We start from the raw sequence: 11231 nt of genomic DNA on the forward strand, positions 1-11231 counted from the left end.
CACCGCCCATGGCCACGCTGCTGTACCGACTCGGACGCATCTCGTTCCTCCACCCGTGGCGCGTCGTCGCCGCGTGGATCGTCATCCTCGGCATCCTGCTGGGCGGCGGCCTCGCGCTCGGCGGGAAGACCCAGGAGTCGTTCTCGATCCCGGGCACGGAGTCGCAGGAGGCCATCGACCGGCTGGCCGCCGTGTTCCCGCAGGCCGCGGGCGCGAGCGCCCAGATCGTGACGGAGGCGCCCGCGGGCGGCAAGGTCACCGACGACGCGGAGAAGGCCGCCATCGAGGCGACCGCGACGGCCGCGGCCGACGTGCCGGGCGTCGAGACGGCGCTCTCGCCCTTCTCGGAGTACGCGAGCGACGCGGTGTCCGCGGACGGCACCGTGGCGATCACGACCGTGCAGTTCGCCGGGCAGAGCGACCAGGTGACGCCCGCGACCCTCGACGCGCTCAAGGCGTCCGCGCAGGCGGCTGAGGATGCGGGGATGACGGTGTCGTTCGGGGGCCAGGTCTTCCAGGACGTCCACTACGGCGTCACCGTGACCGAGGCGTTCGGCGTGCTCTTCGCGGGCCTCGTGCTCGTGCTCACGTTCGGCTCGATGCTCGCGGCGGGGCTGCCGCTCATCGGCGCGCTCGTCGGCGTCGCGGCCTCGGCGGGCGCGCTGATGGCGGCTTCGAAGTTCGTCACGGTCTCGAGCGCGTCGCCTCTGCTGGCGGTGATGATCGGGCTCGCGGTCGGCATCGACTACGCCCTCTTCATCCTCATGCGGCACCGGACGCAGCTCGCCAACGGCATGCCCGTCGAGCGCTCGGCGGCGACCGCGGTCGCGACCGCCGGCAGCGCCGTGATCTTCGCGGGCGTGACGGTGATCATCGCGCTGCTCGGCCTCCTCGTGGTGCAGATCCCGTTCCTCACGGTCATGGGCCTCGGCGCGGCCTTCGCGGTGCTGCTCGCCATGGGCGTCGCCACCACGCTGCTGCCGGCCATGCTCGGCTTCGCGGGCGAGCGCCTCCGGCCGAAGGAGGGCTCGCGGGCCGCCCGCCGCGCGAAGGCCCAGGCCGAGGGCACGCAGCGCACGCTCGGCGCGCGCTGGGTGGCGGTCGTCACCAAGGTGCCGATCATCCCCGTCGTGATCGTCATCGGCATCGCCGGCCTCCTCGCCGTGCCCGCGTCGCAGCTGCAGCTGGGGCTGCCGAGCGGGGCGACCGAGCCCGCCGGATCCACGAGCCGCGTCGCGTACGACACCGTCTCGGACGCGTTCGGCCCCGGCCACAACGGCCCGCTCGTCGTGCTCGTGGACATCACGCAGACCACCGACCCCATCGGGGTGCTCGGGAAGATCGGCGACGAGATCCGCGGGCTCGACGACGTGGCCTTCGTCGGCACCGGCACGCCCAACCCCTCGGTCGACACCGCGATCATCCAGGTGCTCCCGGACAGCCCGCCCGAGTCGGCGGAGACGACCGCGCTCATGCAGTCGATCCGCGACCTCGCGCCCGGCCTCCGGGACCGCTACGACACGCGCGTGTCCGTCACCGGCACCACCGCGGTGCAGAACGACATCTCGCAGCGGCTCGACCAGGCGCTCGTGCCGTTCGGGATCGTGGTGGTGGGGCTGTCGATCATCCTGCTGATGATCGTGTTCCGCTCGGTCTTCGTGCCCGTGAAGGCCGCGGTCGGCTTCCTGCTGAGCGTCGTCGTCTCGTTCGGCACGGTCGTGCTGATCTTCCAGCAGGGCGCGTTCGCCGACGTCCTCGGGGTCACGCCCGGCCCGATCCTCAGCTTCATGCCGATCCTCCTCATGGCGATCCTGTTCGGGCTCGCCATGGACTACGAGGTCTTCCTCGTCTCCGGGATGCGCGAGGACTTCGTGCACCACGGCGATGCGCGGCGGGCCATCGTCACGGGATTCTCGGGCGCCGCCCGGGTCGTGACGGCGGCCGCGCTCATCATGTTCTTCGTCTTCGCGGCCTTCGTGCCCGAGGGCGCGGGCGTGATCAAGACCATCGCGCTCGGCCTCGCCGTCGGCATCTTCTTCGACGCGTTCCTCGTGCGCATGACCCTCGTGCCGGCCGCCATGGCGCTGCTCGGGAAGCGCGCCTGGTGGATCCCGCGCTGGCTCGACCGGATCCTCCCCGACGTCGACATCGAGGGCGAGGGGCTCCGCGAGCACCAGGACGACGTGGACTGGGCGCATGCGTCCGGCGCCGCCGTCGCGGCCGAGCGGCTCGTCGCGGGCGTCCCCGGGCGCCGGCTCCTGCCGGTGGACCTGCGTGCGCCATCCGGATCCCTCGTGCTCGTCGAGGGCGACGTCGCCGACCGCCGGCTCCTCGGCGCCACGCTCGGGGCCCGGCTCACGCCGCTCTCCGGCCGCGCGCAGGTCGCGGGCCACCCGCTCGCGTCCGAGTCCGGCCGCGTGCTCACGAGCGTCGCCATGGCCGACCTCGGCAGGGTCGACCGGGTGGACTCGGGGCTGACGGTGGGGGACCTCCTCGCCGAGCGCATCGACCTGTCCGAGCCGATGGGCCGTCACAGGCGAGCCCGCGCCCGGCAGGCCGAGTGGCTCGAGCGGATCGACCAGGCGGCCGACGCCGCTGGCGCGCTCCGCATCGGCGCCGACGACCCGGTCGGATCCCTCCTGCCGCTCGAGCGCGCCATCGCCCTCACCGCCATCGCCGCCTCGGGACGCGCCCCCGTGCTCGTGCTCGACGTGGTGGACCCCTTCCCGGACGCCGCCGCCGAGCGCGCGTTCCTCGCCGCCCTGCCCGCGCTCGTCCACGAGAGCACGACCGTCCTCCTGGGCGCGCCGTGGTTCCCGGACGACCACGGGATCCCCGGGCGGCCGACCGTCCGCCTCCGGCTCGAGGCCGACACGGCGCCGCCAGCCGACCAGCCCGGCCACGACCAGACCGTCACCACCGTCGAGGAGACCCTCCGATGACCGCTCGCTCCACCCGCCGACGCCTCGCCGTCGCCCTCGTCGCGATCGTGCCCCTCGCGGTCGCCGGCCTCTTCATCGGCTCGCTCTCGGACGTCGCGAAGGGCGTCGAGCGCGTGCCCGCCGCCATCGTCAACCAGGACGAGATCGTGCAGCAGAAGGCGCCCGACGGCACGGAGTCGCCCGTGCTCGCGGGCCGCCTGCTCGTGACGCAGCTCACCTCGGACGACAACCAGGCCTTCGACTGGACCATCACCAACGCCGACGAGGCCCAGAGGATGCTCGACGACGGCGAGGTCTACGCGGTGCTGACCGTGCCGAAGGACTTCTCCTCCTCGATCGTGTCGCTCTCGACCGATGCCCCGAAGCGCGCGCAGATCAGCGTGGAGACCGACGACGCGCACGGCTACCTGACGGGCGCGGCCACGCAGGCCGTCGGGGTCGGCATGACCAGCGTGTTCGGCAACGCCATCACGTCGCAGTTCGTCTCCGGCATCTACACGACCTTCGGCGGCCTCAAGGGCTCGCTCACCGACGCGGGGACCGGCGCCGACAAGCTCGCGGACGGCGCCACGCAGCTCTCCTCGGGCGCGACGACGCTCGGCGACGGGATCACGCAGCTGGGCGACGGCATCGGCCGCACGCAGCAGGGCGCGTCGCAGCTCGCGGACGGCCTCGGCACCTACACGGGCGGCGTCTCGCAGCTCTCCTCGGGACTCGACCGGCTGCAGACCGGGGCCGCCGGGCTCTCGCAGGTCTCCGACGGCGTCGGGCAGTACGCGGGCGGGGCCGGGCGGATCGCGACGCAGGTCGCCGGACTCCGGCAGCAGCTCGCGGCGGACCCGCGGACGGCCCCGATCGCCGCGCAGCTCCAGCCGCTCGAGCAGGGGATCGACCAGTACGCCGCCCAGGGTCGCACGCTCGCGACGCAGGCGGCGGCGGGCATCCAGGGCGTGCAGCAGGGCATCGGCCAGAGCGCGTCCGGCGCGTCGCAGCTCGCGGCGAACGGCGGGGCGCTCGTCTCCGGCGCGCGCCAGCTCGGCGACGGCCTCGGCCAGCTGCGCACGGGCGCGACCGGCGCGGCGACGGGCGCGGGCGACCTCGCGACGGGCGCCACGTCGCTCTCGTCCGGCGCCACCGAGCTCGGGCAGGGCCTCGCGCAGGGCGCCGAGCAGATCCCCTCGCTCGACGCCGACCAGGCGGCCTCCGCCTCGGGCGTCGTCGCGGATCCGGTGGGCCTCACCGTGCAGCGCGAGAACGAGATCGACAACCCGGGCGACGCCATCGCCGCGATCTTCGTGCCGATCGGCCTCTGGCTCGGCGCCTTCGCGACCTTCCTCGTGCTGCGGCCGGCGGCGCGCCGCCTGCTCGCGTCGTCGGCCGCGACGGGCCGCGTCATGGGACGCGTGCTCGCCCGCGCCGGGCTGATCGCGCTCGCCCAGGTCGTGCTGCTCGTCGCCCTCGTGCACGCCGCGCTCGGCCTGTCGCTCGCGCTGCTGCCCGCCACCCTCGGGTTCGCCGCCGTCACCGCGGCGGCCTTCACGGCGATCCACTACCTGCTCCGCCAGGCGTTCGGCCGCACCGGCATGGTCGTCTCGCTCATCCTGCTGGCGGTGCAGGCCGCGGCGATGGGCGGGGTCATCCCGCTGCAGCTCGTGGCGGAGCCGTTCCAGGCGATCAGCCCGTTCCTGCCGCTCACGTACGCGGCGTCGGGCATGCAGGCGATCATCGCCGGGGGGGCGCCCGCCGTCGCGTGGGGCGCCGCGGGCACGCTGGCGGTGTTCCTGCTGCTGAGCCTCGCCGTCTCCTACCTGGTGACGCGGCGCTCGCGGCGGGCGCGGAACCTCGGCCTCCTGCCGGGCAGCGCGCCGGCGTCGGCGGCCGTCGCCGTCTGACGCCTTCCGCACGACCCGACGCCGGGCGCTCCCGCGGGTGCCCGGCATCGCGCGTCTGGGGAGCCCGGCGCACGTGCGGCCGCGGCACCGCCTACCATTCGAGAACCGTTCTCGACAAGGAAGGCGCCCCATGCGCACCCCCTCCCTCCTCGGCGTCGGCCTCGTGGTCGTCGGCCTGCTCGCCGGCGGCGTCGGATCCGTCGCCGCCCCGCCCGAGACCGCGTCCGCCGCCGGCCGCGCGTCGTGGCTGCTCGTCGCCGACCCGGTGGCGCACGCCGTCTCGATCGTCGACTCGGCGACCGGCCGCACCACGGGCTCCCTCAGGGACACGACGCTGGGCGCGCACGCCGGCGTCGTGCAGCTGGGGCACGGCCGCATCGCCTTCGTCGACGAGGGCGGCCCGCGGCTCGACGTGGTCGACATCTCCTCCGCCGGGGTCCCGCGCCTCGCGTCGGCGACCCCGATCCCGTCCGCGGCCGGCACCTGGACGCGCGCCGGCTGGATCTCGGACGACGCCGGCCACCGGTACGTCGCGGTCGGGTCGGACCTCGACGGGTCCACCACGCAGCAGGTCACGCTCGTCGACACGCGCATGGGCCGCGCGAGCACGGCGGAGATCCGCACGAGCGAGGTGACGCTCGCCACGACGGGCGCGCGCGGCACGGAGGAGATGGAGACGTTCCTCGTGGGATCCCCGCTGCGCCTCGTCGTGAGCGCCGGCGGGCACCTCGACGCCTACGACGCGGCCGACATCCTCCGCGGCGACGCGCACCCGGCCCCGATCGCCTCGACGCCGCTCGGCGCCTACCCGCACGGGCCGATCGCCGACGCGCGCGGCACGGTCGTCGGCTCGACCCTGCACGACGGCGTCGAGACGGTGCCGGTGACCCGCGACGGCTTCGGCCCGGCGACCACGCGGCCCTACCCGGAGCGCGCGCAGCAGAGCTACCGGCCGCGGATGGCCCCCGACGGCACGACGGCCGTGGGCGCGCAGGCGGGCGCCACGGCGGCCGACCCGGCGGTGCTGACCTCGTCGTCGATGCGCGGCGCGGGCATCGCGAGCGTCGCCCTCGGCACGGGCACGCCCACGCGCGCGGCCGTCGCGCCGTCCTACGCGGCGGCCGTGGTGACGGCGGACGGCGTCGACACGCTCGACCTCGTCGGGCGCGGTGCGGACGGCCTCTACGACGGGGCGGTCACGCGCGTGCGGCTCCCCGCGCTCGGGCAGGCGGCGGGCACCGGATCCTCCGCGCGCTTCCTCGCGGCCTCGGCCGACGGGTCGGAGCTGTTCCTCTCTCGGGCGGGCACGGGATCCGTGCTGGAGATCGACGTGCGCGGCACGACGGCCACCGTCCGCGGCACGATCGCCGTGCCGTCGGCGTTGTCGGACGGCGGTTACCTCGCCACCGTGGACCAGCACCAGCGGCCGTACGACCTCAGCGGGCGCTGACGCGCACGGCGCACCGCACGCATGACGAGGGCCGCCCGGATCACCGGGCGGCCCTCGTCGTGCGTGCGGTCGGCTAGAGCGCGAGCGCGATGCGCCCGCTGAACACGCGGGTCACGGGCGGCGCGGCCAGCACCTCGCCGAGGCGCGCGGCGCCCTCGGGGGTGGCGCGCCAGGCGACGTAGGCGTCGTGGTCGGCGGTCGACGCCCACTGCTCGACGACGACCATGCGGGCGGGGTCGGCGTCGTCGACGAGGACCTCGAGGCCCTCGTTGCCCGCGAAGGCGCGCGTGGCCTGCAGGGTCTCGGCGAGGACGTCGGCGACGTCGCCGAGGCGCGTCTCGTCGACCTGGATCTCGAGGTGCACGGTGGTGCTCATGGTGTCTCCGGTCCCGACGCCGGGCGGGCGGGGCCCCGTGCGACGTCGCTCATGTGCGGGGGCGTTCCCCTCGTCCATCCAACCCCGGCCGCCGTCGGGGCATGCCCGCACGCCCGGCGCGGGCGTGTCGGCCGAGCGACCCAGGCGGCGGCGCCGCTCAGCGGTCGCGGCGGAGCGCGGTGCGCAGCTTCCGGTACCCGGAGAGCGTGGGCGGCGCGACGGGCGTGCGCTCGGGCGCGGTGTCGAGCCGGAGCTGGCGCTGGGCGAACTCGCGCGTCTCGATGAGCATCGCGAGCCGCTGCTCCTCCGTCTTCGCCTTGCGGGTGTTGACCTCGGCGACGACGCCGCCCTGCCAGCCCTGCTCGGCGAGCCAGCGGAGGGTCTCGGCGACCGGCTGCGTGCCGCGGCCGGGGAGGAGGTGCTCGTCGAGGATCCGGCCGTCGTCCTGCGAGCCGGATCCGTCGCACAGGTGCACGTGGCGGAGGCGCGGCCCGAGGGCCTTGGCCATCTCTAGGGCGTCCTGGCCGGAGAGCGAGGCATGCGAGAAGTCGAGGGTGGTGGCGTCGCAGTCCATGTCGCGCGGATCCCAGCCGGGCGCGTACGCCTTCATGCTGCGGCCCGCCACCTGCCACGGGAACATGTTCTCGACCGCGATCTCCACGCCCGTCTCCGTCTGGATCGAGCGCACGATCTCGAGGAACGACTCGGCGTAGCCGGCCTGCCAGCGGAACGGCGGGTGCACCACGACGGCCGGGGCGCCGACCGCGCGCGCGAGCTCTGCCGACCGCTCCAGCTTCACCTTCGGATCCCGGCCCCACACGAAGTGGGTGAGGAGGAGGACGGGCGCGTGGATCGACAGGATCGGCAGGCCGTGCTTCTCCGACAGGGCGCGGAGCGCGTCGGCGTCCTGGGTGACCTGGTCGTTCGTCACCATGATCTCGACGCCGTCGAATCCGGCGCGCTTGGCCATGAGGAAGGCGTTCTCGACGGGCTGGGGGTACACGCAGGTCGTGCTCATGCCTACTCGGATCACGTCGGCGACCATACCCGGCGCCGCTGGGCCCGAGGGGTACGCGCGCGGTCCGGCGCGTGTCGGGTGCGCGACGCGGACAGGCGGCGTCGGCATGCTGGACGCACGCGGCGCACGTCCGCGGCGGGAGGAGGCCGGCATGGCGTCGGACGGATCGGACGGCGCGGCGGACGCGTACCGCAAGGAGCGGGCGGATGCTCCCCACGGCTTCTTCGAGGCGGAGGCCGCGGGCCTGGCCTGGCTCGCCGAGGCGGAGCCGGCCGGGGGAGCGCGCGTCGTGCGCGTGCTCGGCGTCGCGCCCGGCCGCCTCGACCTCGAGCGGCTGCGACCGTCGCGCCCCACGCGGGAGGGCGCGCGCGCGTTCGGGGCGGCCCTCGCGATCACGCACGACGCGGGGGCGCCGGCGTTCGGGGCGCCGCCCGCCGGGCACGACGGCCCGGCCTTCATCGGGCGGCAGCCGCTGTCGGTCCTCCGCGGCGGTGCCCGGGGCGACGGCGCGGGCCCGGCCGACGACGCCGGATCCGGCTGGGGCGCCTGGTACGCCCGCGAGCGCGTCCTGCCCTACCTCCGCCGGGCGGTCGACGCCGGGAACGCCACCGCCGCGCAGGCGGCCGACGTGGAGCGCGCGTGCGCCGCCGCATCCGACGGCCGTTTCGACGACGGCGCGCCGCCCGCGCGGATCCACGGCGACCTCTGGTCCGGCAACGTGCAGTGGGCGGACGGGGGAGCGGTGCTCATCGACCCGGCCGCGCACGGCGGCCACCGCGAGACCGACCTCGCGATGCTGGCGCTCTTCGGCTGCCCGGGCCTCGACGACGTGCTCGGCGCGTACGCCGACGCCGGATCCCTCGCCCCGGGCTGGCGCGACCGCGTCGCGCTGCACCAGCTCCACCCGCTCGCCGTGCACGCGGCGTCGCACGGCCCGGCCTACGGCGAAGCGCTCCGCGACGCGGCGCGCGCGGTCCTCCGGAGGTGAGGGGCGGACGCCCGCCGTCACGAGCCGACGCGGACCCGGTCGGTCGCCGACCGCACTGGTAGCCTCGGATGACCGAGCAGGCACGACAGACCTCTGCGAGAACGAGACGGGAACCGTGACTCCGCCACCCTCATCCACGCCCTCCGCGACCGAGCCGACCGAGCCGACCGCCGCCGAGCAGGCGGACGGCGGAGAAGTCCGGCCCGGCATCTACGACCTCGTCGTCGTCTCCAACCGCCTCCCGGTCGACCGGGTCGTCGCGGCCGACGGCACCACCTCGTGGCGGCACTCCCCGGGCGGCCTCGTCACGGCCCTCGAGCCCGTCATGCGCGCCAACGAGGGCGCGTGGGTCGGCTGGCCCGGCATCGCCGACCACGACGTCGACCCGTTCGTCGACGCGGGCATCTCGATCATCCCCGTCACGCTCAGCGAGCAGGACCTCGCCGAGTACTACGAGGGCTTCTCCAACGACACCCTGTGGCCGCTGTACCACGACGTCATCGCGCAGCCGAGCTACCACCGCGAGTGGTGGGACACCTACGTCAAGGTCAACCAGCGCTTCGCCGACGCGGCCGCGAAGGCGGCCGCCCCCGGGGCCACGGTGTGGGTGCAGGACTACCAGCTGCAGCTCGTGCCGAAGATGCTGCGCGAGCAGCGGCCGGACCTCACCATCGGCTTCTTCAACCACATCCCGTTCCCGCCCTACGGCATCTACTCGCAGCTGCCGTGGCGCACGCAGATCATCGAGGGCCTCCTCGGCGCCGACGTCATCGGCTTCCAGCGCGTCGCCGACGCGGGCAACTTCACGCGCGCGGTACGCCGCCTCTTCGGGTACACGACCCGCGGATCCACGGTCGACGTGCCCGTGCGCGGCGGCATCCCGCTCACCGTCCCCGGCACGAAGCCCTCGAAGCCCGTGCGCGAGCTCCGCACCCGGCAGGTCGTCGCCAAGCACTACCCGATCTCGATCGACGCCCGCAGCTACGAGGAGATGGCCAAGGACCCGGCCATCCAGGAGCGCGCCCGCCAGATCCGCGCCGACCTCGGCAACCCGAAGACGATCCTCCTGGGCGTCGACCGGCTCGACTACACCAAGGGCATCGGCCACCGCCTCAAGGCGTTCGGCGAGCTGCTCGCCGAGGGCCGCGTCACGGTGGAGGACGCGACGCTCGTGCAGGTCGCGAGCCCCAGCCGCGAGCGCGTGGAGACGTACAAGCAGCTGCGCGACGAGATCGAGCTCACGGTCGGCCGCATCAACGGCGACTACGGCTCCATCAGCCACACCGCCATCAGCTACCTGCACCACGGCTACCCGCGGGAGGAGATGGTGGCGCTGTGCCTCGCGGCCGACGTGATGCTCGTCACGGCCCTCCGCGACGGCATGAACCTCGTGGCCAAGGAGTACGTCGCCACGAAGCACTCCAACGAGGGCGTGCTCGTGCTCAGCGAGTTCGCGGGCGCCGCGGACGAGCTGAAGGCCGCGCTGCTCGTGAACCCGCACGACATCGAGGGTCTCAAGGAGGCCATCCTCCGCGCCATCGAGATGCCGAAGGCCGAGCAGCGCAAGCGCATGCGGTCGCTCCGCAAGCGCGTGTTCGAGAACGACGTCGCCGCGTGGTCGAGCTCCTTCCTCGCGGACCTCGGCCGCACGCACGCCGCCGCGATCCACGAGGGCCCGGACGAAGAGGTCGTCGAGCCCCTCATGGACGAGGGCTGGTAGCGGGCGTGGCCGAGCTGACCACCGACATCCAGGCCAAGGGCGGCCGCGGCTTCCCGGGCCGGCTGTTCGAGGCGCTGACGGAGCTCGCGCGCACGCCGCGCCTGCTCGTCGCGCTCGACTTCGACGGCACGCTCGCGCCCGAGGTCGACGACCCGGAGAAGGCGCGCGCGGTGCCCGAGGCGCGCGCCGCCGTGCTCGCGCTCCTCGCCCTGCCCGACACGCGGGTCGCGCTCGTCTCGGGTCGCGCGCTCCGCAGCCTCGAGGCCGTCGCCGACCTGCCGGACGACGTGCTCCTCGTCGGCTCGCACGGCGTGGAGATCCGCCTCGACAGCGACGACATCGAGCTCACCCTCGACGAGGGCGAGCTCGCGCAGCGCGGCGTCCTCTCGGACGTGCTCGGCCAGGTCGCCGACTCCCTCGACGAGGTGTGGATCGAGGAGAAGCCCGCGGGCTTCGCCCTGCACACGCGCCTCGCGACCGAGAAGCACAGCCGCATCGCGCACCTCGTCGCGACGCAGGAGGCGCACGCCGAGGTCGACGGCCTCAAGGTGCGCTCCGGCAAGGACGTGCTGGAGTTCAGCATCCGCCAGGCCACCAAGGGCGAGGCCGTCGAGCACCTGCGGCGGTACGCCGAGGCGTCCGCCGTCTTCTACGCGGGCGACGACGTCACCGACGAGGACGCCTTCGCCGCGCTCCAGGCCGGCGACCTCGGCCTCAAGAGCGGCACCGGCGCGACCGCGGCGGACTTCCGCGTCGACGGCCCGCACGACGTCGCGCGCGTGCTCCAGGTGCTCGCGGACCTGCGCGGCGAGCCGGCCGTGCTGCCCGACTGAGCTCGCGGGCGG

General features: G+C 74.7%; 8 protein-coding genes. 6 read left to right on the top strand and 2 right to left on the bottom strand.

The genetic code is table 11. The features are described 5' to 3' along the window. The first annotated feature begins 8 nt into the window (after positions 1-8). The 3 genes from PED38_RS01080 to PED38_RS01090 all read left to right on the top strand — a co-directional run bounded on the left by PED38_RS01080 (position 9) and on the right by PED38_RS01090 (position 6284). The gene (locus tag PED38_RS01080) at positions 9-2942 is read left to right on the top strand and encodes an MMPL family transporter (protein WP_063072820.1); all 2934 of its coding nucleotides are present in this window, start codon (positions 9-11) and stop codon (positions 2940-2942) included. After that, positions 2939-4834 (top strand): YhgE/Pip domain-containing protein, encoded by a 1896-nt coding sequence (locus PED38_RS01085; protein ID WP_270979207.1) that lies wholly within the window; start codon positions 2939-2941, stop codon positions 4832-4834. The genes PED38_RS01080 and PED38_RS01085 overlap by 4 nt, the downstream gene beginning before the upstream one ends. Before the next feature lie 130 nt (positions 4835-4964). Further along, positions 4965-6284, top strand: coding sequence for a hypothetical protein (locus PED38_RS01090; protein WP_270979209.1), 1320 nt, complete (start codon positions 4965-4967; stop codon positions 6282-6284). 73 nt (positions 6285-6357) lie between these two features. Here PED38_RS01090 and PED38_RS01095 read toward each other — a convergent pair whose 3' ends face one another. Together PED38_RS01095 and PED38_RS01100 are read right to left on the bottom strand one after the other, a co-directional pair. Continuing rightward, entirely contained in the window at positions 6358-6660 is a 303-nt protein-coding gene (locus PED38_RS01095) for a putative quinol monooxygenase (RefSeq protein WP_063072823.1), read from the bottom strand. A gap of 157 nt (positions 6661-6817) precedes the next feature. After that, positions 6818-7693, bottom strand: a complete 876-nt coding sequence (locus PED38_RS01100; RefSeq protein WP_270979211.1) for a sugar phosphate isomerase/epimerase family protein — start codon at positions 7691-7693, stop codon at positions 6818-6820. 136 nt (positions 7694-7829) lie between these two features. Between PED38_RS01100 and PED38_RS01105 the strand changes: the two genes are divergently transcribed. The 3 genes from PED38_RS01105 (at position 7830) to otsB (ending at position 11219) form a co-directional block, all read left to right on the top strand. After that, the gene (locus PED38_RS01105) at positions 7830-8666 is read left to right on the top strand and encodes a fructosamine kinase family protein (protein WP_270979214.1); all 837 of its coding nucleotides are present in this window, start codon (positions 7830-7832) and stop codon (positions 8664-8666) included. 115 nt (positions 8667-8781) lie between these two features. Continuing rightward, positions 8782-10386: an alpha,alpha-trehalose-phosphate synthase (UDP-forming) gene (gene otsA / locus PED38_RS01110; protein WP_270979215.1), complete on the top strand. Its 1605-nt coding sequence runs from the start codon at positions 8782-8784 to the stop codon at positions 10384-10386. 5 nt (positions 10387-10391) lie between these two features. Further along, positions 10392-11219 (top strand): trehalose-phosphatase, encoded by an 828-nt coding sequence (otsB, locus tag PED38_RS01115; protein ID WP_063072826.1) that lies wholly within the window; start codon positions 10392-10394, stop codon positions 11217-11219. Positions 11220-11231: the final 12 nt, after the last annotated feature.

Origin of the sequence: Clavibacter sp. CT19 (genome assembly GCF_027858075.1) — a bacterium.
Taxonomy (GTDB): Bacteria; Actinomycetota; Actinomycetes; order Actinomycetales; family Microbacteriaceae; genus Clavibacter; species Clavibacter tessellarius_A.